Source organism: Burkholderia sp. PAMC 28687 (assembly GCF_001577465.1).
Classification (GTDB): domain Bacteria; phylum Pseudomonadota; class Gammaproteobacteria; order Burkholderiales; family Burkholderiaceae; genus Caballeronia.
Genome location: NZ_CP014505.1, coordinates 927,266 through 952,004, shown reverse-complemented (window position 1 = coordinate 952,004; position 24,739 = coordinate 927,266). Strand labels below are relative to the sequence as shown.

At 60.6% G+C, this 24,739-nt stretch carries 19 protein-coding genes, 1 tRNA gene and 1 pseudogene; 7 read left to right on the top strand and 14 right to left on the bottom strand.

Translation table 11 applies throughout. The annotated features are described in order from the left end of the window. Positions 1-20 precede the first annotated feature (20 nt). Both htpG and AX768_RS04425 read right to left on the bottom strand, forming a co-directional pair. Positions 21-1,925 (bottom strand): molecular chaperone HtpG, encoded by a 1,905-nt coding sequence (gene htpG, locus AX768_RS04430; RefSeq protein ID WP_061998946.1) that lies wholly within the window; start codon positions 1,923-1,925, stop codon positions 21-23. Positions 1,926-2,079: 154 nt separating this feature from the next. Continuing rightward, positions 2,080-3,522: an aminotransferase-like domain-containing protein gene (locus AX768_RS04425; RefSeq protein WP_062000769.1), complete on the bottom strand. Its 1,443-nt coding sequence runs from the start codon at positions 3,520-3,522 to the stop codon at positions 2,080-2,082. A gap of 265 nt (positions 3,523-3,787) precedes the next feature. On the opposite strand from AX768_RS04425, the pseudogene AX768_RS04420 reads away from it, so the two are divergent. The 4 genes and pseudogenes from AX768_RS04420 to AX768_RS04405 form a co-directional block, all read left to right on the top strand. Then, positions 3,788-4,450 (top strand): annotated as a pseudogene (locus tag AX768_RS04420) (VOC family protein); the annotation flags it as partial. Positions 4,451-4,752: 302 nt separating this feature from the next. After that, on the top strand, positions 4,753-5,949 hold the full coding sequence (locus AX768_RS04415; RefSeq protein WP_061998945.1) for an aminotransferase-like domain-containing protein: 1,197 nt from the start codon (positions 4,753-4,755) through the stop codon (positions 5,947-5,949). Positions 5,950-5,979: 30 nt separating this feature from the next. Then, positions 5,980-6,444 (top strand): RidA family protein, encoded by a 465-nt coding sequence (locus AX768_RS04410; protein WP_061998944.1) that lies wholly within the window; start codon positions 5,980-5,982, stop codon positions 6,442-6,444. A gap of 516 nt (positions 6,445-6,960) precedes the next feature. Next, the gene (locus tag AX768_RS04405) at positions 6,961-9,360 is read left to right on the top strand and encodes a bifunctional diguanylate cyclase/phosphodiesterase (protein WP_075359562.1); all 2,400 of its coding nucleotides are present in this window, start codon (positions 6,961-6,963) and stop codon (positions 9,358-9,360) included. 16 nt (positions 9,361-9,376) lie between these two features. Here the strand turns inward: AX768_RS04405 and AX768_RS04400 are convergent, their stop codons facing one another. From AX768_RS04400 to AX768_RS04375, 6 genes are all read right to left on the bottom strand, one after another. Further along, a complete protein-coding gene (locus tag AX768_RS04400) occupies positions 9,377-12,820 on the bottom strand; it encodes an autotransporter outer membrane beta-barrel domain-containing protein (RefSeq protein WP_172811921.1) in 3,444 nt (1,147 codons plus the stop codon). A 231-nt stretch (positions 12,821-13,051) separates the two neighbouring features. Further along, complete coding sequence (locus tag AX768_RS04395; protein ID WP_061998942.1) at positions 13,052-13,510, bottom strand: CopD family protein; 459 nt, start codon at positions 13,508-13,510, stop codon at positions 13,052-13,054. Positions 13,511-13,656: 146 nt separating this feature from the next. Beyond that, positions 13,657-15,969: a DNA topoisomerase IV subunit A gene (gene parC, locus AX768_RS04390; RefSeq protein WP_061998941.1), complete on the bottom strand. Its 2,313-nt coding sequence runs from the start codon at positions 15,967-15,969 to the stop codon at positions 13,657-13,659. A gap of 57 nt (positions 15,970-16,026) precedes the next feature. Next, on the bottom strand, positions 16,027-18,042 hold the full coding sequence (locus tag AX768_RS04385) for a DNA topoisomerase IV subunit B (protein WP_062000768.1): 2,016 nt from the start codon (positions 18,040-18,042) through the stop codon (positions 16,027-16,029). A 265-nt stretch (positions 18,043-18,307) separates the two neighbouring features. Next, entirely contained in the window at positions 18,308-20,245 is a 1,938-nt protein-coding gene (locus AX768_RS04380; protein ID WP_061998940.1) for an ATP-binding cassette domain-containing protein, read from the bottom strand. Positions 20,246-20,437: 192 nt separating this feature from the next. Then, complete coding sequence (locus AX768_RS04375) at positions 20,438-20,842, bottom strand: DUF4399 domain-containing protein (RefSeq protein WP_062000767.1); 405 nt, start codon at positions 20,840-20,842, stop codon at positions 20,438-20,440. A gap of 357 nt (positions 20,843-21,199) precedes the next feature. Between AX768_RS04375 and AX768_RS04370 the strand changes: the two genes are divergently transcribed. Continuing rightward, positions 21,200-21,382: a rubredoxin gene (locus AX768_RS04370; RefSeq protein WP_062000766.1), complete on the top strand. Its 183-nt coding sequence runs from the start codon at positions 21,200-21,202 to the stop codon at positions 21,380-21,382. 19 nt (positions 21,383-21,401) lie between these two features. Here the strand turns inward: AX768_RS04370 and AX768_RS04365 are convergent, their stop codons facing one another. After that, a complete protein-coding gene (locus tag AX768_RS04365; RefSeq protein WP_061998939.1) occupies positions 21,402-22,136 on the bottom strand; it encodes a class I SAM-dependent methyltransferase in 735 nt (244 codons plus the stop codon). A 23-nt stretch (positions 22,137-22,159) separates the two neighbouring features. Further along, positions 22,160-22,963 (bottom strand): bestrophin-like domain, encoded by an 804-nt coding sequence (locus AX768_RS04360; protein WP_061998938.1) that lies wholly within the window; start codon positions 22,961-22,963, stop codon positions 22,160-22,162. A gap of 135 nt (positions 22,964-23,098) precedes the next feature. Between AX768_RS04360 and AX768_RS04355 the strand changes: the two genes are divergently transcribed. Together AX768_RS04355 and AX768_RS04350 are read left to right on the top strand one after the other, a co-directional pair. After that, on the top strand, positions 23,099-23,401 hold the full coding sequence (locus AX768_RS04355) for a hypothetical protein (RefSeq protein ID WP_061998937.1): 303 nt from the start codon (positions 23,099-23,101) through the stop codon (positions 23,399-23,401). Between the two features lie 240 nt (positions 23,402-23,641). Next, positions 23,642-23,716, top strand: a tRNA-Arg gene (locus tag AX768_RS04350). A gap of 74 nt (positions 23,717-23,790) precedes the next feature. Here AX768_RS04350 and AX768_RS32610 read toward each other — a convergent pair. The 4 genes from AX768_RS32610 to AX768_RS04340 all read right to left on the bottom strand — a co-directional run bounded on the left by AX768_RS32610 (position 23,791) and on the right by AX768_RS04340 (position 24,730). Then, a complete protein-coding gene (locus tag AX768_RS32610) occupies positions 23,791-23,961 on the bottom strand; it encodes a hypothetical protein (protein ID WP_155524181.1) in 171 nt (56 codons plus the stop codon). Between the two features lie 81 nt (positions 23,962-24,042). After that, on the bottom strand, positions 24,043-24,204 hold the full coding sequence (locus tag AX768_RS32605; protein WP_155524180.1) for a hypothetical protein: 162 nt from the start codon (positions 24,202-24,204) through the stop codon (positions 24,043-24,045). A 39-nt stretch (positions 24,205-24,243) separates the two neighbouring features. Continuing rightward, a complete protein-coding gene (locus tag AX768_RS04345; protein WP_061998936.1) occupies positions 24,244-24,447 on the bottom strand; it encodes a hypothetical protein in 204 nt (67 codons plus the stop codon). 61 nt (positions 24,448-24,508) lie between these two features. Further along, a complete protein-coding gene (locus AX768_RS04340; RefSeq protein ID WP_062000765.1) occupies positions 24,509-24,730 on the bottom strand; it encodes a hypothetical protein in 222 nt (73 codons plus the stop codon). Between the last annotated feature and the right edge of the window lie 9 nt (positions 24,731-24,739).

The window sequence follows — 24,739 nt, the reverse complement described above, 5'->3', positions numbered from 1 at the left end:
ACAGGTAGATATTCGCTGACTTATCGCGCCAGCAACAACGCGTTCGTCCGCTTCACAAAACTCGCCGGATCTTCCAGCGTGCCGCCTTCGGCCAGCATCGCCTGATCGAATAACAGATGGCACCAGTCGCCGAAATTCGCGTCATCGGCGTGAAGCTTCTTCACCAGCGGATGCTCCGGGTTCACTTCCAGGATCGGCTGCATCTGCGGCGCGGCCTGACCGGCCTGCTTCAACATACGTTGCAAGTAGCCGCTCATATCGCCGTCATCGGCAACCAGGCACGTCGGCGAATCGGTCAGGCGGAACGTCAGGCGCACGTCCTTCGCCTTGCCTTCCAGCGCAGCCTTCATGCTCTCCACCAGCGGCTTCATTTCTTCGCCGACCTTCTCCTGCGCCTGCTTTTCTTCATCGTTCAGCGCGCCGAGATCCAGGTCGCCGCGCGCCACGCTCTGCAGCGGCTTGCCGTCGAATTCATTGAGGAACGACAGCATCCATTCATCGACACGGTCCGTCAGCAGCAACACTTCCACGCCCTTCTTACGGAACACTTCCAGGTGCGGGCTGTTCTTCGCGGCCTGCCACGTGTCGGCGGTGACGTAATAAATCTTCGTCTGCTCGGGCTTCATGCGCGACACGTAGTCGGCCAGCGCCACTGTCTGCTCCGACGAATCCGTATGCGTCGATGCAAAGCGCACCAGCTTGGCAATGCGTTCGCGATTGCCGTAATCCTCGCCGATACCTTCCTTGAACACCTGTCCGAACTCTTTCCAGAACGTGGCGTACCTGGCTTTCCCGGCGTCATCGGTGGCGTCAGCGGACGACGATGCCACTTCTTCCAGCATCGATAAAACGCGCTTCGTCACGCCTTCGCGAATGGCTTTTACGTCGCGGCTTTCCTGCAGGATTTCACGCGATACGTTCAGCGGCAGATCCGCCGAATCGACTACGCCCTTCACGAATCGCAAGTACGCCGGCACGAGTTGTTCCGCGTCGTCCATGATGAACACGCGCTTCACATACAGCTTCAGGCCGCCTTTATGATCGCGATTCCACATATCGAACGGCGCGTGCTTCGGCACGTACAGCAACTGCGTGTATTCGCTGCGGCCTTCCACGCGGTTGTGGGTCCACGCGAGCGGCTCGTCATGATCGTGCGAGATGTGCTGATAGAACAGCTTGTATTGCTCGTCGGTGACGTCGCTCTTCGCGCGGGTCCACAGCGCGCTCGCCTGGTTCACCGTCTCGTCTTCGTCCTGCGTAACCATTTCGGACTTCTCGGCATCCCATTCTTCCTTCTTCATCAGGATGGGCAGCGCGACGTGATCCGAATATTTCTGGATGACCGACTTCAGCTTGTGCGTGGAGAGGAATTCATCTTCTTCGGGACGCAGATGCAGAGTGATGCTCGAGCCGCGTTGCGCACGCTCGATCTGTTCAACCACGAAATCGCCCTCGCCCGCGCTTTCCCAACGCACGCCTTCGCTGGCCGGCAACCCGGCGCGACGCGTTTCGACCGTGATCTTGTCCGCGACAATGAAACCCGAATAAAAGCCGACACCAAACTGGCCGATAAGCGCAGCGTCCTTCTGCTGATCGCCGGAGAGCTTCGAGAAAAACTCCTTCGTGCCCGAACGCGCGATCGTGCCGAGGTTCGCGATCGCTTCGTCGCGGCTCATGCCGATGCCGTTATCGTCGATGGTGATGGTCCGCGCCGCCTTGTCGTACGAGATGCGGATGCGCAGATCCGGATCGTTCTCATACAAGGCGCCGTTTTCGATGCCCTCGAAACGCAGCTTGTCCGCCGCGTCCGATGCGTTCGAAATCAGCTCGCGCAGGAAAATCTCCTTGTTGCTGTAAAGCGAATGGATCATCAGATGCAGAAGCTGCTTCACTTCTGCCTGAAAGCTCATGGTTTCTTGTGCCATGGTCGGTTCCTCGTTTGTCTAGTGTTGACGGGTTTTAGCGGCAGTGCGATGCAGCAAAACCGAGCAAAAGCATCGCGCGAATCCTGCGACACATGAGGTCGGCTGTGAGAATTTCAAGGGGTTTTTTCGAAAGCGCGCGAAGGAGCGCGCCGCCCTAACCCATGCGGTCCGCATACTCGGTGAGCACTGCGGGCAATCCCGGATCGCCGCAATTTGCAATGTTAAAGCGCATCCAGGTGCTCGGCAGTTGATGCGGCGAAAAGAGGCTGCCCGGCGTCAGCAGGAAACCGGCCTCGTGCCCGAAGGCCGCAAGCGCTTCCGAATCCACGCCGGTATCGGCCCATAAAAACATGCCCGCCGCCGGGACGAGATACGGCTTGTAGCCCACTTTTTCGAACATGCGTACGGTCTTCTCGCGCACGCCGTCGAGTTTCACGCGCAGGCGTTCGACGTGGCGGCGGTAGTGGCCATCGGTGAGCACCTTGTACAGCACGCGCTCATTGAGTTCGGGACTGGTCATGCCAACGAGCATCTTCTGGTCGGCAATCGCATTCGCCACCTCCGGCGCGCACGCGATGTACCCCACCCGCAAGTTCGGCGCGAGCGTCTTCGAAAAGCTGTTGAGGAAGATCACGCGCTTGAGCTGATCGAGGCTTGCGAGGCGCGTGGCCGCGAAGTTGGTCGGGCAGAGGTCGCCGTAAATATCGTCTTCCACGACAATGAAATCATAGGTCTGCGCGAGCTGGAGAATCCGGAAAGCCTGCGCGGCCGTAAGCGATGTTCCCGTGGGATTCTGCAGAACCGAATTGATCACGAGCATCTTCGGGCGCCACGTCTGCACGAGGTTTTCGAGGGCGTCGAGATCGGGGCCGTCGGGCGTGTACGGCATGCCGACGAGCCGCGCGCCCTGCGCCACGAAGCGGCCGAACATCTGGAACCACGCGGGGTCGCCCACGATCACCGTGTCGCCCGGTTTGACGAACACGCGCGCAATCAGGTCGATGGCTTGCGTCACGCCCGACACCATCACGATTTGCTGCGTCGATGCCCCGATTTCCAGTTCTTCAAGCCGCGTCTGCAATTGCTGGCGCAGCGGCAAAAACCCTTGCGGCGTGCCGAAACCGAGCATCTGGCCGCCGCTTTGCCGGCTTATCGAACGCAGCGCGCCGGTCAGCAATTCGCCATTCAGCCAGCTCGACGGCAAATAGCCGATGCCCGGCCCCTTCGCCGGACTCGACGTATGCAGCATGTTGCGCAGCAGCCAGACCACGTCGATGGTGCTCGGGACCGGCTGCGGCTCACTGGCCGATTGGGGATGGACGTGGGCATCGTTCGATCCGCTGCGGTCGCGCACGAAAAAACCGGAGCCGCGCCGTGAATCGAGATAACCGTGCGCGACCAGCCGCTCGTACGCCTCGACCACGGTAAAGCGCGACACGCCCTTGTCGACGGCGAGTTTGCGGATCGACGGCATGCGCATGCCCGGGCGAAACACTCTTTCATCGATACGACGCCGCCCCCACTGGACCAGCTGGTCGACGAGCGTGAGCTGTGGCGCGCCGTGCGGCGCCGGAATCTGGTCGAGCGGGACGGACATGCCGGGCTCCATCGAGTGATTGCGTGCGGTGACTGTACTGAGAGGTATCGGCTTGATTGTACCGTTACTGTTACGGTCCCACCCGCTACATTTTGAGATCGCGCCGATGCTAATCTGGCCACTTTTGCAGCCGTGCAGCGAGTGTCGAGTGCTCGGCCGAATGGCCGATGCGACTGCGCAACGAGGCGAAACAGGTATGCTGGCGAGCTTGGCCATGGTTTTTCCATGCAACTCATTCACGTCGTATTTACGTAGTCCGTGCTCCATGACCGCTCCGCCGCTGCAACTCGATCATCTTGTCATCGCCGCCCGAACGCTTGAAGAAGGCGCAAGTTTTGTCGCCGCGAAGCTGGGCGTGCAGACGAGCGAGGGTGGCGCCCATCCGCTGATGCGCACGCACAACCGCCTGTTGAATCTCTGGGGCGGCGCTTATCTGGAAGTCATCGCTATCGATCCGGCTGCGGCCAATACGGATTCCTCGCGTCCGCGTCTCTTCGCACTCGACGACCCCGCGTTTCTCAAGCGGCTCGAAACAGGGCCGCAACTCGTGCACTGGGTTGCACGCGTCGAGCGTCCGAAGGTGCTGACGCGCTGGCAGGCGCAATACCCGGAGCGCATTGCGTCGGTCGTCGCCATGTCGCGCGGCGCGAATAGCTGGAACCTGACCGTTCCCGACGACGGCTCGTTCCCGGCCTGGCAAGGTTCCGGCGATGGAGTCCTGCCCTCGCTGATTCAGTGGGACACCACGCGGCATCCGGGTGCGTCGTTGCCGGAAACGGGCATTGCGCTTAAATCGCTTACAGGGTTTCATCCGCGCGCGCATGTGCTCCTGGAGCAGATGGCGTGGCTCGGCGCATCGCACCTGATGAACGTCGAAGTGACCGAAGGCGCGCCGGTCCTGGTCGCGCAATTCGAGTTGCCGGACGGGTCCATCGTCACGATGGGGGAAACGTCCGAAACAATCGAAGCCGCAGCGCAGGCAGCGCGGCAAGCCGAACTTGCCGCGGCAAAACCCGCCCGCAAGCGCGCGAAAAGCAGGAAGCCAGAAGACGTAACCGAAACAGCCGATCTTGCCGAAACTGCCGCCGATTCGTCGCCCGACGAAGCCGTGCAACAAGACGACGGACAGCAGGACGAGCGCTAAATACTTGTAAGCGGCGCGATAATAAGCGTGCGCCGCACCCATTGCACCCACACCCGTACCGCCCACCAAGACCGACCGAGGACCCCATGAATCAAGCCGACCTTCAAGCCCAGCCGTGGCAACTTTCCGAACGCGCGAGAAAGCTCACCAGTTCGGCGATTCGTGAAATCCTGAAGGTCACCGAGCGGCCCGAGGTCATTTCGTTCGCGGGCGGACTGCCGTCGCCGGCGACTTTTCCGGTCGAGGAAATGCGCGTGGCGTGCGATCGCATCCTGCGCGACAGCCCCGCCGCCGCGCTGCAATACAGCGCGACCGAGGGCTATCTGCCGTTGCGCGAATGGGTTGCGCAACGGTATTCGGTGAACGGCGCGTCAGTGCGTGCGTCGCAAGTGCTGATCACCACCGGCTCGCAGCAGGCGCTCGATCTGCTCGGCAAGGTGCTGATCGATCCGGCGAGCCGCGTGCTGGTCGAAACACCGACTTATCTCGGCGCGCTGCAATCGTTTTCAATGTACGAACCAAATTACGTTCAGGTCCCAACCGATGAACACGGCCTGATCCCCGAAGCGCTGACTAGCACGCTGACAGCAGGCGCGCGTCTCTTGTATGCGCAGCCCAATTTCCAGAACCCGACAGGCCGTCGTCTTTCGCTCGAACGCCGCACGGCGCTCGCCGCGTTCGCGCAACGTGCCGGGTTCCCTGTGATCGAGGACGATCCGTATGGCGCGCTCGACTATGCCGGCGCGCCGCTGCCGACCATGCTCTCCATGGCGCCGGATCACATCGTGCATCTTGGGTCGTTTTCGAAGGTGTTGTCGCCGGGCATGCGCGTGGGTTACATCATCGCGCCCGAGGAACTGCACTTCAAACTCGTGCAGGCCAAGCAGGCGACCGACCTGCATACGCCAAGCCTCACGCAGCGCATCGTGCATGAGGTCGTGAAGGACGGGTTTCTCGAAACGCATATCCCGAAGATCCGCGCGCTGTATCGCGATCAATGCGCGGCCATGCTGGCATCGCTTGAAAAACACATGCCGGCGGGCGTGGAATGGAACCGGCCGGAAGGCGGGATGTTCGTGTGGGTGAAGCTGCCCCAGCACATCGATACAATGAAACTGCTCGAGCAGTCCATTGCACGGCACGTGGCGTTCGTTCCAGGCGGACCATTCTTCGCGAACGAAGCCGAGCACAACACGCTGCGCCTGTCGTTCGTGACGGTGCCCCCGGCCGTGATCGACGAAGGCATTGCAAAGCTCGGCGCGCTGATCCGCGCGCAGGTCTGAATTTCATCATTCATTTCAAAGGGATTTCGCATGGCCCAACTCAACGTGTATGACAAGCTGAAAGAACTCGGTATTGAATTGCCGACCGCCGGCGCCCCCGCCGCGGCCTACGTGATGAGCGCGCAAAGTGGCAACACGGTGTACCTCTCCGGCCATATCGCGAAGAAAGACGGCAAGGTGTGGGCGGGCAAGCTGGGCGCCACGCTCACGACCGCCGAAGGCCAGACCGCGGCGCGTTCAATTGCCATTGATCTGATTGCCACGCTGCACGCACATGTGGGCGACCTGAACAAGGTCACGCGAATCGTGAAGGTGATGAGCCTCGTGAATTCCACTTTCGAATTCACCGAACAGCACCTGGTGACGAATGGCGCATCCGAATTGATCGCCGATGTCTTCGGCGAGCGCGGCAAGCACGCCCGCTCCGCTTTCGGCGTGGCGCAAATTCCGCTCGGCGCGTGTGTCGAGATTGAATTGATCGCCGAAGTCGCCTGAACTGTCGAGAATTAAACCTTAAAGGCGTTTTCGAACGCCGGTTTATTGCACTTGATTGTTTCCCCGGTGCCGCCCGGCATCGGGATCTTAAATCCAGATGTTCTTTATATCGATAAACTGCATCTGCGAAACAGCGTTTCAGACCGCGGAGCCGCGCCAGCCATGCGTTTCAGGCCCTCCGCGTATACCTCGATGCCTCATTGCGCCCATGAGCTTCCTTAAACGGGTCGCCTTCAGTAATATCTAAACCGGTCGTCATTGGTAATATCTGACCTGTCGGCGTCGGGGCTTGTCGTTGATGGGTCGCAAGATTTAAGTATTCGTGTCCAATAAATCAACTGTAAGAAATGCAAGACGTGCTAAAGGCAATTTTGCGCAAACTCGCGAACGATTCCGAAAAACGCATCCAGTTTGAATGACTTACGAACCGGATCGAGTCAGCATCGCACCGCCGGACCTGTGATCCGGACCACCCGCCCGCTACCACGTCACCGGGTCCTTGAACTGACCGAACCCATGAATCGATCACGGCCCAAAGCGCCACGGGATATGAAACACGCGGACTTTCCGCGCAGGAGTCGCGCATTGTTCGCGATTCCCGCGCTGGGGGCGCTCGTGCTCGTGCTGCTCTGGACGGTCATCTTCGCGCGTCTTTCGGTGGAGCGCGAGGCGGCGACGCACGCGTCCATGGCATCGGCTGCCATTCTTTCTTCCGCGCTCGAACAGCACACAATCAAGGCGATCCACCAGGTCGACCAGATTACGCGTTTCGTCAAATACGAGTTCGAGAAAACACCCGGCCAGTTCAACCTGGCGAGCACGGTGGAAAAAGGCGTGGTGCAAAGCGACACGCTGGTGCAAGTGTCTCTGATCAACGAACACGGCATTCTCACCGCTACCACCGCTGAATCGAATCCCAAGCCTCTCGATCTCTCGGACCGCGAGCATTTCCGGGTTCACGCGTTATCGAACGATGACTTGCTGTTTATCAGCAAGCCGGTGCTTGGCCGGGTCTCGCGACAATGGACGCTGCAGATCACACGGCGCCTGAATCATCCAGATGGGTCGTTCGCGGGCGTGGTGGTCGTTTCAGAGAACCCCAGCTACTTCACGAGCGATTTCTATAACGTTGCGTCCATCGGCCGCGAAGGCGTCGTTGCCGTGATCTCGGATAACGGCTCCGTGCTGGCACGCAGTACCGGCGCGGGTTCGGTCACATCGAAGGCCAACGGCCGCATGATGCAGATGGGCGAGCCGGGCAGCGACACGGCGAGCGTCTTCACGGCAAGCGGCGTGTATCCGACGTCCGAGCACGCGTCGGGCATCTACGTCGATCCCATTGATAACGTCACGCGCATTGTTTCGTACCGGCATATCGATGGCTATCCGCTCGGCGTGCTGGTCGGGCTGTCGCAGGCTGAGGAGTTCGTCGATTTCAATCACACGCGCCGCGTCTATCTGCTGATGGCGACGTTCATCTCGCTCGCCATGCTCGGTTTTTTCGCAGTGGCGACAGGTCTAATCGGCAAGTTGCTCGGACGCGAGCGCGAGATGACGCATCTGGTCGAATACGATTTGCTGACCGGATTGCGTAACCGCTATTCCACGCTGCAGACGCTCAGGCACGACGTGGTCAAACCCGAGAACGTGGGTCGTCTGGCGCTGCTGTTTATCGACCTCGACAACTTCAAGACCGTGAACGATACGCTCGGTCACAACGCCGGCGACATCGTCCTGCAGATGACCGCATCGCGGCTCGCGGAAACCGTCGGCGACCATGGCACGCTGTCGCGCATTGGCGGCGATGAATTCGTGGTCGTCGTCAAGGGCGCCGATGTCGAGCGGCAGGCGGTCGAGATGGCCGAAGCGGTCTCGCATATGTTCGCCACGCCCTTCGACGTCCGCGGCAGCGCCTTCGTGCTGCATGCGAGCGTCGGCATTGCGTTGTATTCGGTAGCGAGCGAAAGCGAAATCGACTTGCTGAAGAAGGCCGATCTCGCCATGTACAGCGCGAAGGACGCGGGCAAGAACTGCTATCAGTTTTACTCGCCGCAGTTGTCGCATCGCGCCGACCATCTGATGAAGTGGGAACAGCAACTGCGCGTCGCGCTCGCGCAGAACCAGTTGTTCCTCGCGTACCAGCCGAAGATCGACCTCACTCGCCGATGCATCACCGGTTTCGAAGCGCTCGCCCGATGGAACCATCCGCAGCACGGCCTGATTCCCGCAAACGAATTCATCCCGGTCGCGGAAAGCACGGGCTTGATCGTACCTATCGGGGACTTCGTGATTCATACCGCGTGCCGGCAACTGGCCATCTGGCAGACACAAGGGTATGACGGCCTGTCGCTCGCGGTGAATATCTCGGCGGTGCAATTCTGGCGCGGCGATCTGCTCGAAACGGTCGCGGCGGCCATACGGGACAGCGGTATTGCGCCGGGCAAACTCGAACTCGAGATCACCGAAACCGTGATGATGGAGTTTCCGGATATCGTCGCGGAAAAGATCGCGGCGTTGAAGCGGCTCGGCGTGCGGATCGCGCTGGATGATTTCGGCACGGGATATTCGTCGCTGTCGTACCTCAACCGTTTTGCTGTCGATACCCTCAAGGTCGACCGGTCGTTTATCCAGGCCATTCCGCATGACCGCAGCGTCTGCGTGATGGTTTCAGCAATCGTGAATCTGGCGCGCTCGCTCGGACTGACCGTGGTTGTAGAAGGCACCGAGACCGAAGAGCAGATCACCTGGCTGTCGCGACTCGGGCCGATTGAAGCGCAGGGTTTTCTCTTCTCTCGGGCGGTGCCCGCTGAAGGCGTACAGGCCTTGCTCGACCGGTTCGGAGTGTGCGGTTTAGGCCTCGTATCCGATGTCGTCGCGCTTCCGTTTGGCGAAGCGCCATCGAATGCGGTGGAATGAGCCGGGTTCTGGTGCTTTACCACCGGTAGTCGAATTCCGCGCTTCCTGCATGCGCATGTCCACCGCCGCCGAACTCACCGTTGTAGCGCAAACCGGCATGCACTTGCCGGCCTAATGCAACGCGCACGCCGGCTCCGGCTTGCATCGCGTCTCGTGCCGGGCCGCTGCCGTGCACGGTGAAAGCGCTGTTCTCCGCGCCTTCGAAACTCGCGCTCACCGCTTGAGTCAGGGCGCCGTATTGATGAACCCACGCTAGGTCGCCGTTCAAACTCCATGCACGGCCGAAGAACTCGAACTGATTGCGCCAGCGCGCGCCCAATGAAGTTCGTATCGAATCTGCAGCGTTCGCCGATACACCGAGGTTCACCGAATCGGCGCCGCTTTCGCTGAAGGCCGGCGTCTCCTCGTGCTGCATTTCAAGCGATACGAACGGCGACAGCACACCGATTTTTCCCATCGATACATCCACGCCATTGCTGAGCGTGGCGAAGTACTGGTTGCCATCGACGCTGCCGAGCGCGGTGCGCGGGGTATCGGTGAAAAAGATCGAACGCTTCATGTCGTCGCTGTTGCGCGCATAACCCAACGATGCCTGCAGCCAGTACGCGCCCGGCATGTAAGTGCCGTAGAGCGCGGCTTGATACGTATCGAACTGGCCGTGAACGGGCAACGTGCTGGTCGATGTATTGCCGTGCATGGCGGCGAGCGCTGCGCCAAGGGTGACCTTCGGCATGATCCGGTAATCGATGCCCGATATCACGCCGCCAGCACTCGTTTGCTGGCCGAGCCAGGTATCGTAGCCACCGAGCTTGCCGGTGCTGCCGAGAACGCTGATCCATGAACACGCTCGCCCGTTGTTGACCAACGACGGCAAGGCTTCGTCCGCAGCGCATTCGCCGGAGAAACGCGCGGCGTTCAGCCTGTTACCGATAGCGTCCATGCCGAGCCGCGCTGCTTCGAAGTGCGCATTCGAAAACGCGGCGTACGCTTCCGCGCTCAACTGGTCAAGCGCCGCATACGCCGATGAACCTTCAAGGCTCAGCAGATCGCCCGCAATCGACAGGAAATCGCGCGTTGGAGACCCGCCCGCCGCAATGCCCGCAACGCCATGATCGAGCGCCGCTTCGACGGCGATCTGGTTCGGCGTTCCGCCCGCAAACTGGAAGCCGCGCTGCACGTGGATGTATGCGTTGTGGGAATCGTAGGAAAGAGATGCCGAGACGAACGGATTGAGCGTCTCCATGCCGCTGAACACGCCCGTCAGACCGGCTGTCGTGCTCAGGATCGTGTAGGTGTCGGTCGGCGCGAAGGACGCTGAGCGCAGACGAACGCGTACGATACCGCCTTGCAACTCTGCCGTTCCATCGACGGCGATCAGGTCGTTTCCTTGCGGCGTGATATCGGCTTCGTACCCGCTTCCGGGCGTCTGCGTGTATGAGCCAGTGACCGAAAGCGTGCCTGTCGACAGGGGCTGAAGTCCCGGAATTGCGGCGGTGGCCGGCATGCCCGGTGCGATGACGCCTTGCATCGAAAGCGCGCCTTTTAGCGTGCCCGTGCCGTTGAGCGTCGCATCGGGCGCGACGGTGATTGCAGGACTCGCCAAAATGCCGGTCAATGTCAGCTCGCCGTTGCGGATCGTGCTGACCGATGTTATCGACACCGGACCTGACACGGTCCAGCCCGCGTCCTGGATCGTCAGTGTCGAGAAGCCCGACGTCCGGCTGGACAAGGTTCCCGCGCCATTCAACGTCAACGCATTCGATGAACCAGGGCCGCCATCGAGATTGCCGTTTATGTCACTGCCGCTGCTTAACAGCAAGCGGTTGTTCGATCCCGTAAAACGCACCGCCGCGGCCGGCCCGCTGATCGCTCCCACGTTGACGATCGACACGTTCGAGCCGGCGAGAACGGCGACGCCCGTCGCGCTGCTGATCGATGCGCCCTGCTCGTTCGTCAGGCTTGCAACGCCGCCGGGGGCATCGACGGAAACGCCCGTTCCGTTCACACCCTGCGCCGCGACGGACCCAGCGTTCTCGATGAAAACGTGAGTCCTGGTCGACGCCGAAACACCGTTGGCGCCTTTGATCGAGGCGCCTCGGTAGTTCGCAAGGCTCGCGGAACCCGTCGATGCGTCAATCACGACGCCAGTTCCACCGACCTCACTGCCCGCAATCGATCCCGCGTTGATGATCGAAACGCTCGCGCCCGCCTGAACCGACGCCTTGACCGCGTCACCAGCTGTGCTCGTGATCGATCCACGCTGTTCATTCGTCAGGCTTGCAGCGCCCGTGGGTAGGACGATCGAAACCCCAATCCCCTGCGCCCCATGCGACGCAATGAAACCCGAGTTCTGCACGCTCGTGGCGTCGCCTGTCGCGAGCACGGCGGCTTCTCCGTCGGCGCTGCTCGAAATCGAACCGCGATTGTCCACCCGGCTGTTGTCATTCACCGATACCGCGTTCCCCGAGCTTGCCTGAACCGATCCGCCAGGCAACACATCGATGGCGACGCCGGTCACGCCGGGCTGCGCAATGAGACTTCCGTTCAACTGCCCTGCCACGGAAACGGTCCCACCGCCAATGAGCCACATCTGCGTAACGCCATTCGCGCCGGTCAAGGTCCACGTGCCTGAATCATCCTTGCGCAAGACTTCAAAGCCGCGATACTGCGCCGATGCACCCAGGCCGGAAATATCGAACCTGCCATCGCTCGTGCCGCCGAGAATCAGCGTATTCGTTCCCGCGCCGCCATCGGCTACGCCGACCAATATCGCCGTACCCGTCAAGCGCAGCGTATCGTCGTCCGGCCCGAAGAGAATCGCCGTCCCGCCTTTGCCGTTGATGCTGCCGCTGTTCGAAACGAAGCTCCCTGTGCCGGTTGCGCCGGCGCTCAGATCGATGGCCGTGCCGTTTAGCGAAACGATCGAGCCGTCGTTGAGAACCGTCGTGGCGGAATTGGCGAGAATGGCGGGACCTTGCCCAACGATGCTTCCCGTAGCGGAATTTGTCACGGTGCCGCCGCTTGGCAAGTGAACGCCCGCGTGCGTGGCCGACAGGTCCTCCGAGCCGCTGATCGTGCCGGCATTGGTGACGGTGCTGGTCGATCGGTTTGCGAAGACTGCATCGAACTGACCGATGATCGACGCGCCGGCTGCGTTGACCACGTTACCGCCGCTGTACAACGCCATTGCGGTGGTGGTGTTGCTGCGCGTCGAGCCGTTATTCAGGATCGATGCGGAGCTGTCGAATTCAAGGGCAAAATAGCTGCCAATGACGACCCCGTTATTCGCCAGTGTCCACGTTATCGTGCTGTCCGACTTTCCGTATATGGCGACGCCGCCTTGTACGGTTGTATCGATAATGGCATTCGAAACAACAGTGAACGGATTGTCAGCGGGATTGAGCGCGTAGCCGGTGTTTGAACCGGCCAGATCAGTGGCATTCGCGGTGTCGACTGTCAAATTGGCGAATGCCAGTATTGTTATCGGCAGACCGATCCAGCGATGCTCTTTTTTTACCCAGGATACCGAATCACCGCGCGGTCTCTTTGACCTTTTCGAAGCGCTCATCACCCATTTCCAAATCGAATCGACTCAGCACTTTAGACTGTCGAGAACGCGTTGGCGATGAGCAATGGGGCCTTCAAACAAGGAGCGAAATGCTGCGATCTTTTATTTGGATTTGTCGGTGAACTACATTCCACGCGATAAAACCGCCGTACCGACAGTCACGACGCCCAGCACAATATTGATCAGCACGAGACGGCGAATGGTGCCGACAGAACGCGCGCCGTCGGGCCAGTTCTGCGATTGGACCGCGCGCCGAATCCTCGGGAACACGCTGAAACGGATATGCCCGAAAATCAGCATCATCACAATGCCGATGCCGGCCATTGCATGCAGCGGCCAGGGCGCATGGCCACCGCCAAACTGGGTCAACAGGAAACCGCCTGTCAGCAAGATCACGAGCACCGACGCCGCGACCCAATTAAAAAACCGGGCAAACACGGATTCCCATAAAGGCAGACGCAATTGCGGCGATAAATCCGCGATGGCCGGCCGCAGGCAAAAATGCGCGAAAATCATTCCGCCAATCCAGACCGCGATTCCCAATAGATGCAGGAACAGCGCCACTTCAATCGCCTTGTTCATCTCTGTTCCCAATTGCAGGTGAAGCCGTCGCTGAATGCGACATTCGGGCATTCGACTCGCCTGAATGAAACCAGTTCAAGTATTTTTCAAGATAAAGAAATGCCTCGGGCGGACGGGCCCGAGGCATCTGAGAATCACGCCGGCTCTCAGCCTTCGAGGACCGGACGCAAATCAGTCACCTTGATGGTCACATCCGGCGCACGACCCTTGCGCGCACGCTTGCCGACATAAGCCTCCAGCGCCGCCCACGTGAGCTTTTCGTCGCGCACCTTGCCGCCGCGTCCCGCGCCGGTGAGCACGAGACCACGCTTGTCGATGGTCAACGCCTGCCGCAACGTCTCCTTCGGTTCAAGCGCGACGAGGATCACGCCGCGCCCGCCGCCCGAGAGCGTCTTCATTTCATCCATACCGAACACCAGCAGGCGCCCGTTGCTCGTCAAGCACGCGACATGCGTGGCGCCGGCCAGCACCGGCATGGGCGTCAACGGAAGCGCGCCTTCGTCAATCGTCATGAACGACTTGCCCGCCTTCACGCGGCTGACCATATCGCCGAGCTTGGCCATGAAGCCAAAGCCGTTACTCGATGCCAGCAACAACGGTTGCTCTACCGGCGCCGCAAAGTAATGCAGCAGATGGGTTCCCGATTCCAGTTCGATCAACGACGTCACCGGCACACCATCACCACGCCCACCCGGCAACATGGCGACCGGCACGGAATACACGCGCCCGTTGCTGCCCCATGCGATCAGGATATCCGGCGTGCGCGCGAGGAACGTGCCGTAGATGCCATCGCCCGCCTTGAACTGGAAGGTCGCGGGATCGAGTCCATGCCCCTTCAAGGCACGCACCCAGCCCTTCTGCGATACAACCACCGTCACCGGATCGTCGACCACGCGCGCTTCGAATGTGGCGCGCTTTTCGGCCTGGATCAGCGTGCGGCGTTCGTCGCCATACGTCTTGGCATCGCCTTCGATTTCCTTGATCAGCAGGCGCTTCATGGCAGCGTCGCTATTCAGCAGTTCTTCGAGCTTTTCCTTTTCGCTGCGCAGATCCTTCAATTCCTGCTCGATCTTGATCGCCTCGAGGCGTGCAAGCTGACGCAAACGAATTTCGAGAATGTCGTCGGCCTGGCGCTCGCTCAGCTTGAAACGCTCCATGAGCGCTTCCTTGGGATCGTCGGCTTCACGAATGACGCGGATCACTTCGTCGATATTCAGGAAGACGATCATCCGTCCTTCGAGAATATGAATGCGGTCGTTCACCTTGCCCAGCCGATGCTGCGTGCGCCGCGTGACCGTCGTGAAGCGGAACCCGACCCACTCGTGCAGGATCTCGCGCAGACCTTTCTGACGCGGCCGGCCGTCGGCGCTGATCATGACCAGATTGATGGACGAGTTCGATTCCAGGCTCGTATGCGCGAGCAGCGAATGCACGAACTCCGTCTGGTCGATACGGCTCGACTTCGGCTCGAACACAAGCCTCACGGGCGCGTCGCGGCCGGATTCGTCGCGCACCGTATCGAGCAGCGCAAGCATGGTCTGTTTCGTCTGCAACTGATCGGGGCTGAGCGCCTTCTTGCCGAGCTTGATTTTCGGGTTCGTCAGTTCCTCGATTTCCTCGAGCACCTTCTGGCCCGACGTGCTCGGCGGCAACTCGGTAATCACGAGTTGCCACTGACCACGCGCCATGTCCTCGATCTTCCAGCGCGCCCGCACTTTCAGGCTGCCGCGGCCGTTTTCATAAGCCGCTGCAATCTCCGCCGGGCTGGAAATGATCTGCCCGCCGCCCGGAAAGTCCGGTCCGGGAATCATCTCCATCAACTCGGCGTGTTCGATCTTCGGATTGCGGATCATCGCGACCGCGGCGGCGGCGACTTCACGCAAGTTGTGCGACGGGATTTCAGTGGCAAGACCCACCGCGATCCCCGATGCGCCATTCAACAGCGCGAACGGCAGACGCGCGGGCAGGAGCTTCGGCTCCTGAAACGAGCCGTCGTAGTTCGGCATGAAATCGACGGTGCCCATGTCGATTTCATCGAGCAGCAACTTGGCGATGGGCGTGAGGCGCGCTTCCGTGTAGCGCATGGCCGCCGCGCCGTCTCCGTCGCGTGAACCGAAGTTGCCCTGGCCATCGATCAGCGGGTACCGCATCGAAAAAGCCTGCGCGAGGCGCACCAGCGCGTCGTACGCCGACTGGTCGCCGTGCGGATGATATTTACCCAGCACGTCGCCCACCACACGCGCCGATTTCACCGGCTTGGCCGTATTCGCCAGGCCCATCTCGTTCATGGCGAACAGGATGCGGCGTTGCACGGGCTTCTGGCCGTCGCTGACATCGGGCAACGCACGGCCTTTGACCACGCTCACCGCGTAGTCGAGATACGCGCGCTCGGCGTAGTCGCCAAGCGTCAGTTTTTCGCCATCGGGCGCGGCTTCTTGTTCCGCGAAGAGATCGTCCATCGAATTTCCAGTGTTATGCGTTGACGAGGTTCAAGGTCAGGCTTGGCAGCGCTCAGGTCAGATATCCGCTTCGACTTCGTTGCCCTTCTCTTCCAGCCAGCTACGCCGCGACGCCGCTTCGCCCTTGCCCATCAGCATGGTCATGCGCGTGACCGTGTTGTCAAAACCGAGTTCGCCGAGCTGAACCGGCAGCAAGCGGCGCGTGTCGGGATTCATGGTCGTGTCCCAGAGTTGCTCCGCGCTCATTTCGCCCAGGCCTTTGAAACGGCTGATCGACCATTGCGTCTCGCGCACGCCGTCCTTTCTCAGTTTGTCGAGGATGGCTTCGAGCTCGCCTTCATCCAGGGCGTAAAGCTTTTGCGCCGGCTTCTTGCCGCGAGCGGGTGCATCGACCCGAAACAGCGGCGGCCGCGCAATACACACATTGCCCTGCTCGATCAGTTGCGGGAAGTGCTTGAAGAACAGCGTGAGCAGCAGGACCTGGATGTGCGCGCCATCCACGTCCGCATCCGACAGGATGCAGATCTTGCCGTAACGCAGGTTCGAGAGATCGGCCTTGTTGTCGAGGCTGTCCGGACCATGCGGGTCCACGCCGATCGCCACCGCGATGTCATGCACCTCGTTGTTAGCGAAGAGCCTGTCGCGCTCGGTTTCCCACGTGTTCAGCACCTTGCCGCGCAGCGGCAGGATGGCCTGGAATTCCTTATCGCGGCCCATCTTCGCGGAACCGCCCGCCGAATCGCCCTCGACGAGGAACAATTCGTTGCGCGATACATCCGTCGATTCACAATCGGTCAGCTTGCCGGGCAGCACCGCCACGCCCGAGCTCTTGCGCTTTTCGATCTTCTGCCCGGCGCGCGTGCGCGCCTGTGCCTGCCGGATCACCAGTTCCGCGAGTTTCTTTCCGTACTCCACATGCTGGTTCAACCACAGTTCGAGCGCGGGCCGCGTGAACGACGACACGAGTTTCACCGCGTCGCGGCTATTGAGGCGTTCCTTGATCTGGCCTTGGAACTGCGGGTCGAGCACCTTCGCCGACAACACGAACGACACCCGCGCGAACACATCTTCCGCGAGCAGCTTGACGCCCTTTGGCTGCAGGTTGTGCAACTCGACAAAACTTTTAACCGCCTGGAACAAGCCGTCGCGCAAGCCGGATTCGTGCGTGCCGCCTGCGGGCGTCGGGATCAGGTTGACGTACGACTCGCGCAGCAACGGACCTTCTTCGCTCCACGCGACGACCCAACTCGCGCCCTCACCTTCGGCGAAGGTTTCTTCGGTCGACTTGGCATTCCCCGCGAAGCGTTCGCCTTCGAACAACGGAATCAGCAGGTCGCTGCCGCCCATGCCTTCGAGCAGGTAACCGCGCAGTCCATCCTCATATTTCCAGGTCTGGCGCTCGCCGGTCTTCTCGTTGATGAGCGTGACTTCCACGCCCGGCAACAACACGGCCTTCGAGCGTAGCAGGCGTTGCAACTCGCCCACGGGCAAATTCGGCGAATCGAAATACTTGGGGTTGGCCCAGGCGGTGACGCGCGTGCCAGATTTTTTCTCGCCGCGATTCATCGCGCGTGTTTCGAGCGGCTTGACCACATCGCCATTCGCGAAACCGAGATCCGCCACCTTGCCATCGCGCCAGACGGTCACGTCCAGCCGCGTGGAAAGCGCGTTCGTTACCGATACACCCACGCCATGCAGGCCGCCCGAGAACGTGTAGGCGCCACCGGCGGCTTTATCGAACTTGCCGCCCGCATGCAGGCGCGTGAACACGATCTCGACAACCGGCACGCCTTCCTCGGGATGCAGGCCGTAGGGAATCCCGCGCCCATCGTCTTCGACGGACACCGAATGGTCGGCATGCAGCGTCACCGTGATCTGCTTGCCGTAGCCGCCAAGCGCCTCATCCGAAGCGTTATCGATGACTTCCTGGATGATGTGCAGCGGATTTTCCGTGCGGGTGTACATGCCGGGCCGTTGCTTGACCGGCTCGAGCCCCTTCAGCACCTTGATGGATGCTTCGCTGTATCCGCTGTTCTTGCCGCCGTCGGCGGCGCTGGGTTTTTTCGTGGACATGTCTGGACGGTGGTCCGGCGGTCCGTGCAGGACCACCGGCGAATGCGTGAACAGTACGGGCCGATCCGGTGCGGGCTTGCCGCACGTGTCCGGCCCGCGCCGATTTGAGCGTCAATAACTTGAAACCGCGACGGCGAACGCCGACTTGCAGCCAAACTGTGGCCCCAGAGCCAGCGCACCCGAAAACGCGACGTATTTTACTGATTTCGACAAATATTTCGATATGACGAACGATGTCGCGAAACACGCAGGTCCGCAGACCGGCCTACTTCCGCTTCGCTTCCAGTTCTTCCCAGCGTTCGAGCGCGACAAGCAATGCTTCATCGATAGCGGCGTGCCGCTCGCTCAACCGCGCTCCTTCTTTCGGATCCTTGGCAAAAACCGAACCGTCTGCGAGCTTCGCCGCGATGGACTTTTGCTCCGTTTCGAGCGCCGCGATCTGCGCGGGCAACGCTTCGAGTTCACGGACTTCCTTGTACGGCAGCTTGTTGGAGCGTTGCGAGTTGCGTCCTGCGCCGCTGTCCTTCGGGCCGTCGTCCTTCTTCGCTTGCTTGGCGGTGTCGCGTGCGGCGTCTGCCGCCATCTTCTCCGAGCGGTCGCTCTGGATCTGCCAGTCGGTAAAGCCGCCGACATACTCGCGCCACTTCCCGCCGCCTTCCGATGCAAACACCGACGTCACCACGTTATCCAGGAACTGGCGATCGTGACTCACGAGGAGAACCGTGCCGTCGTAGTCGGTGAGCAGTTCTTCCAGCAGTTCGAGCGTCTGGATATCCAGGTCGTTGGTCGGTTCGTCCAGTACCAGCACGTTCGCCGGCCGTGCAAACAGGCGCGCCAGCAACAGCCGGTTACGCTCGCCGCCGGAGAGCGACCGAACAGGCGAACGCGCGCGTTCCGGCGCAAACAGGAAGTCGCCGAGATAGCTCATCACGTGCTTCTTCACGCCATTCACTTCGACCCATTCGCTGCCCGGGCTGATGGTGTCGGCGAGGGTTTTATCGAGGTCGAGCTGAGCGCGCATCTGGTCGAAATACGCGACCTGCGTGTTCGTGCCGGTGCGGACCGTGCCGCTGTCCGGCGCGAGTTCGCCCAGGATCATCTTGAGGAGCGTAGTCTTCCCTGCGCCGTTCGGCCCGATAAAACCGAACTTGTCGCCGCGCATGACGGTGGCCGTGAAGTTGTCGACGATAGTGCGCTCACCGTATTTCTTCGTGACATCCGTCAGTTCCGAAACGATCTTGCCCGAGCGTTCGCCTTGTCCTACGTCGAGCTTGACGTTGCCCTGCACGTTGCGGCGTTCGGCGCGCTCATTGCGCATCTCGACCAGCCGCGCGATTCGGCCGACGCTGCGCGTACGCCGCGCCTCCACGCCCTTGCGAATCCACACTTCTTCCTGTGCCAGCAGCTTGTCGAACTTGGCCGCTTCGACCTGTTCGATTTCAAGCTGCTGCGCCTTGCGCGTCTGGTACGCGGTGTAGTTACCCGGATACGAAAGCAGGCGCCCGCGATCCAGATCGACAATACGCGTTGCAACCTTGTCCAGGAACGCCCGGTCGTGGGTGATGAACAGCAAGCCGGTACGCAGCGTGACCAGCAACTCTTCGAGCCAGCGAATCCCTTCGAAGTCGAGGTGGTTGGTCGGCTCGTCCAGCAGCAGGACGTCCGGCTGAACCACCAGAGCACGCGCAAGCGCAACGCGCTTTTTCATGCCGCCCGACAATGCGCCCGAGCGGACGTCGCCATCCAGGCCGATCTGCTGCAGCGTGGTCGCGACGCGGGTTTGCCAGTTCCAGGCATCGGTTGTATCGAGCGACGATTGAAGCGCGTTCATGCGCGACATCAGCGCGTCGTGCTCGGGACCTTCATGCGGCGCGTCGGCGAGCTGGTGCGCGACAGCGTCGTAGTCATCGAGCAACTGGCGCGCGTGCGACAGGCCCGACGCGACGACGTCGAACACCGACGCATCGAGGTCGAACTCCGGCTCCTGCGGCACATAGACGGTCGTAAGCTCGTTCTGGCGCGTGACCAGGCCGTCGTCCGGCTTCGCCAATCCGGCGATGATCTTCAGCAGCGACGACTTGCCCGCGCCGTTACGCCCGATAAGCCCGACGCGTTCGCCCGCTTCGAGTGAAAAGTCAGCGTGATCGAGCAACGCGACGTGGCCGAACGCGAGTTGCGCGTCGGAAATGGAATAAAGCGACATGGGAGGCAGCCGGAAAAGTGCAAATACTGGAAGGGGCCATTGTACCGGTCTTGACCGGTACGCCCGGACCCCTATGCCATCAGGCCTAATAAAGAGACCTGCCTGGTTACAAATAAACGATTTGATTGCCGTGATTTTTGAGATTCGGACGGACATCGTCGCGACGTCCGCCTTGCTGCGCTTTCAACACGATTACTTCACGTGGATCTTGATCGTCTGGCTCATTTCCGGGCCGAACGACTGGTGAGCGCCGTCGCCGAATTGCAGCGTCAGCGTGTGGTCGCCGGGGGTCAGCTTTACGTCGGCTTCCGTCTGCGCCTTGCCGAAATGCAGCGACTTGTCGTTCGCCGGAATGACAAGGCCCTTCTGCATCGGTCCGGCATCGATCAACAGGTGATGGTGGCCCTTGTTCGGATCGAGATCGCCGGCCGGCGCGAGTCCCATGCCTTCCAGCCCGAATACCACGTGCACCGGGCTTGTGACGGTCGCACCGTCTTTCGGCTCCACGAAAAAGACACGCGCTTCGGCATGCGCCGCGGCGCTCACGAGGAACATGCTCGACAACACCAATCCCGACAACAGTTTCTTGAACGTCATTTTTTTGCTCCCAAGAAGAGTGCGGCTGCCGATGAACAATCCCGGCCGCCAAAACAGGCCTTGTGCAGCACGCGATGGCATCGCTCAAACCAGTTGGCAACAAGCCTTCGCGGAAGTGCACAAAATCCGCCCGGCAGAGGATACACCGACCGTGTGAAAGAGACGCAGGTCACTTGAGGTCCAGAGTGGTGGCGGCGAAACAGGTTTTATCGCACGTCAAAACGCCCTTCTCCGGGAGCGGATTCGGACATTCCGGTAACATGCGGTTCGCCGGCAACAACTGTGACAATTCGATCCGTCACTGTTGATCCGTACATAATTCGCTGTTTTTCGCTGAACGAGAAGAAAGAGTCTGTCGTGAGTGAAGTTTTAGAATATAAAAGCTGGGTTTGCCTGATTTGTGGCTGGATTTACAACGAGGAAGACGGCTTGCCGGAAGACGGCATTGCAGCCGGAACCCGCTTCGCCGATATCCCCGATAGCTGGCGCTGCCCGCTGTGCGACGTGGGCAAGGAAGATTTCGTGGCGGTCGAGTTTTGAGCTGACCGCTCGGGGCTTTTTATCGCGCGATGACTATCAGTTCGCGGCTGTCCGCCCTTACCGCTGTTTTGTCCCAGTCGCCAAACCACTCAAGCTTGCCGAAACCCGCCTGATCGAGCAGCGTGGCGAGCTCGTCCTGGCTGCGAAACCGTAGCGCGCTTTGCGATATCAGTTCGTTTCCCGATGCGCGAAACTTGTAGTGCGTCGTGAAGCGCACGACTGATTGCGGGCTTTCGGCGGCATCAGCAAGCCACACTTCTACCTCGCCAATCCCGTCCACCGTGATCTTTCTGCGTGAACTCGAGGGCGTCCATGCCTCCCAGGCACGCACAGCCGGATTGCGGCTTTCGAAGGCCAGTCTGCCACCTGTACGCAACGCGTGCCGGGCGGCTCTGAGCGTTTCCAGAAAAACGCTGTCATCGATAAAAACCTGCGCCACATGGCCCGTCATCAAAACGAGATCGGCCGGGGATAACACGGTGAGAGCACGGGCATCGCCTTCGATCCAGTCGACGCGGTCGGCGTGCGGCCGCTTGCGCGCGACCTTCAGCATGGCAGGCGCCGGATCGATGCCGATCACATGAGCGCCCTGCGCCGCCAGCTCGCATGTGAGCAAACCAGTACCGCAACCGATATCGATGACACGGTCCTTGCCTGCGGCAAGCGCAAGGTAGAAGGCGGTATCCGCCGCAGCGGGGTTCAGCGTGTCGTAAAGCGCGACCAGGCGTGGATCGGTGTAGAGCGTCGATGGCATGTGGAACGGATAGTTGGCGGGCTTCAGCGGCTCAGATACGAAAGCGCGTCGCGCATGGGTTGGCTTGGCACGATGATCGGTCCTGTGAACGGCGTGCCGAGGTCGAGGATAACAAGCACCGCCGATGCTATGGAAAGCGCGCCGAGTGTGATGATCACGAACGCCAGCGCGTTGCGCGGTGCGATCAACCCGAAGCACAGGAAGATGACGAGCAGCCAGAAGACCAGGATGCGGTCGAACGGTGTCGATATCGACCCGCGCGCCTCCTCGACGATCTTCCATCGTTGCTGGACGAGGTTGTCGAACCGGAGCAGCGCCTCGTTATCCATCTTTTGATGGTACGGGTCACGCGGTTGCAGTTCGCGCACTTCGTGCTGCGCACGCTCGAGCAGCGTTCCCAGCTCTCGGCTGTCAAGGTGATCAGCATTCGGATCAGGTGCGGGGAGTTTCGGAAAATAGTCGCCTGGCGGCGGCGGTTCCTGCGCCCACGTCGACGCAATCGCGGCCGCCGTATAAGTGCGCAGGAGCTGGCGAGGCGTGTCGGCTTCGGCGCCATACTGGCGCAGGCTGTTGTCGAGCTGGATCAGCGCGGTGGCGTAGCTGCGGATGTCGTTGTTGGTGGTATCGAACAGGGTTTTCGCCGACGCCGTCAGCAACCCCAGCACGAGCGCCGCGAACGTGACGAGCATGCCGATCACCAGCTTCAGCAATTGCACGGTCTCGAACGCCTTGTGCTCTTCCGGCAACAGCGGACGGATGAATACGCCGACGCCGGCCGACGCCAGCAGAAGGAAAAAAACGACCGAAGCAGTTTCCAATTCAGTCATGGCTTATGCCTGGAGTGAACGGCGATCATATTCGTCCAAAAGCTATCCTATTGAGCTAATGCCGGAAATTGACGCTAATACCAATTCGCTCGATAATCAGTCCGTGTTTTTGCAACACATTATCGAGAGCAATCCATGGAAAACATAACGCGTCTGACAGCCGTATTTATCCTGTGCACCGGAGGTATTGCGTCGATGGTTTCAAATGCGAATGCCAATACGGCCGCCGATAACATCCGGCTGAGCGCCACCCCGCTCGCAAACAGCGCATACGGCAACGAATGCACGAACCGGTCGATCCAGCCGTTCGCCCGCTCAAAAGACAGCACGTTCTCCGACGACGCCTTGCGCGCTGGTTTGGAGCTGCTTACGGGCGTTGCTAGCGGCGGCTATCATTCCGGGCCATCAAATGTTTGCGGCAAGAACTCGGCTTTGTAAGCACGGTTATTCGTTCGACGACGTTTGACCGGAGAGATTTCGCGCGACGCCCGATCGAGTAGCTGGAAAATTGATTGTTGAGCGCTCCCGAGGACTTAGGAAAGGCTGCGGTTTTCCAGTTACAGCAATGCCGCCGCTGCCCTTCACCGTGGCGCTCTTTGCTATACTCTGCCCGCTGCGTCGGCGCTTCATTTAGGAAGAAGCGGCTTGGCCGAACGTACGCTCACCGCTCATATCCATCTCCCTGTAGTTCAATGGATAGAACAAGTGCCTCCTAAGCGCTAGATGCAGGTTCGATTCCTGCCAGGGGGACCAAGAAGCTCCAGCTCTGTCCATCAGAGCTATCTCGGGTCCGGCAAAACGCCAAGCCGGCCTTGAGAAAAAACCCTCTACCGCGAATTCACCCAGAACTCGTCATCGAGCGCTTCGAAGAAAAACGCTTCGAGCGCGTCTTCCGACAAATCATCGATGGTGATGCCGCGCAGGCGGCACAGCAGATGGAGGGTCTCGTCGGCGGCAAGCACGAGGTTGCGAAACGCGGTCGCGGTGGGATTGGTCATGTCCATGACCCGGATAACGGCCGCGCAGCACATAACTTGAGAAAAAACGCGGGCATTCAACCGGCCGACTGCATCATGCCTTCAGGCATCGACCGCCAGCGCATTGAGAAAGAACTCGCCGAGTTCGTCGTCGGTGAGTGCTTCGAGCGCAATGCCGCGCAGGCGGCAAATCAGTTCGAGCGTCTCGCCGGCTGCCCGGATGAGGTCACGGGAGGCATCGGAGGTGAAGTTTAAAGGTTCCATGCCAATACTAACGGCGCGCCTGACGCGAACTTAAGCCGTCTACTCGCGCTCGACCGGAAACCTTCGGTCGAGCTCACGCTTCGCCCACATCAGCGCTTCGTTTTCCGCAACATTGCTGGTCGGCGCCATCTCGCCCGTATTCTTCTTGAGCGGCAGCGCGCCCGCCTGCACGGACCAGTCCCAACGGTCCCCACGCTTTTCGACGAACACGTCGATGACATGTTCATTGTGCAAATATTGCATGGCTTCTCCCGTTGGCAGGCCGCGATCCTAGCATGCGACGGGCGCATCCACCCGTGCCGCGCTAGGCCGCATGCTCACTGCACCAGTCAATGGCCCAGGCCCGCGCGCAAGCAATGGCGTCGCTGTCGTTATCGAATGCGTCTATGTCGCCTGACTCGTGCCGTTCCGGATGCCCGTTGCCCTTGGCCGGAGCCTTCGTGATGTGCGCCTGGGCGTAGTAAAGGCCGTCCTGATCGTGCCGCGACCGGCAATCGATATGAAAGCCCTCGTAATCGAAACGCATGAGCGTATT

Bases quoted from the DNA above. Each gene is read 5' to 3' on its own strand.
- htpG (WP_061998946.1), bottom strand. From the start codon at position 1,925: ATGGCACAAGAAACCATGAGCTTTCAGGCAGAAGTGAAGCAGCTTCTG.
- AX768_RS04425 (WP_062000769.1), bottom strand. From the start codon at position 3,522: ATGTCCGTCCCGCTCGACCAGATTCCGGCGCCGCACGGCGCGCCACAG.
- AX768_RS04415 (WP_061998945.1), top strand. From the start codon at position 4,753: ATGAATCAAGCCGACCTTCAAGCCCAGCCGTGGCAACTTTCCGAACGC.
- AX768_RS04410 (WP_061998944.1), top strand. From the start codon at position 5,980: ATGGCCCAACTCAACGTGTATGACAAGCTGAAAGAACTCGGTATTGAA.
- AX768_RS04405 (WP_075359562.1), top strand. From the start codon at position 6,961: ATGAATCGATCACGGCCCAAAGCGCCACGGGATATGAAACACGCGGAC.
- AX768_RS04395 (WP_061998942.1), bottom strand. From the start codon at position 13,510: ATGAACAAGGCGATTGAAGTGGCGCTGTTCCTGCATCTATTGGGAATC.
- parC (WP_061998941.1), bottom strand. From the start codon at position 15,969: ATGGACGATCTCTTCGCGGAACAAGAAGCCGCGCCCGATGGCGAAAAA.
- AX768_RS04385 (WP_062000768.1), bottom strand. From the start codon at position 18,042: ATGTCCACGAAAAAACCCAGCGCCGCCGACGGCGGCAAGAACAGCGGA.
- AX768_RS04380 (WP_061998940.1), bottom strand. From the start codon at position 20,245: ATGTCGCTTTATTCCATTTCCGACGCGCAACTCGCGTTCGGCCACGTC.
- AX768_RS04375 (WP_062000767.1), bottom strand. From the start codon at position 20,842: ATGACGTTCAAGAAACTGTTGTCGGGATTGGTGTTGTCGAGCATGTTC.
- AX768_RS04365 (WP_061998939.1), bottom strand. From the start codon at position 22,136: ATGCCATCGACGCTCTACACCGATCCACGCCTGGTCGCGCTTTACGAC.
- AX768_RS04360 (WP_061998938.1), bottom strand. From the start codon at position 22,963: ATGACTGAATTGGAAACTGCTTCGGTCGTTTTTTTCCTTCTGCTGGCG.
- AX768_RS04355 (WP_061998937.1), top strand. From the start codon at position 23,099: ATGGAAAACATAACGCGTCTGACAGCCGTATTTATCCTGTGCACCGGA.
- AX768_RS32610 (WP_155524181.1), bottom strand. From the start codon at position 23,961: ATGACCAATCCCACCGCGACCGCGTTTCGCAACCTCGTGCTTGCCGCC.
- AX768_RS32605 (WP_155524180.1), bottom strand. From the start codon at position 24,204: ATGGAACCTTTAAACTTCACCTCCGATGCCTCCCGTGACCTCATCCGG.
- AX768_RS04345 (WP_061998936.1), bottom strand. From the start codon at position 24,447: ATGCAATATTTGCACAATGAACATGTCATCGACGTGTTCGTCGAAAAG.
- AX768_RS04340 (WP_062000765.1), bottom strand. From the start codon at position 24,730: ATGCGTTTCGATTACGAGGGCTTTCATATCGATTGCCGGTCGCGGCAC.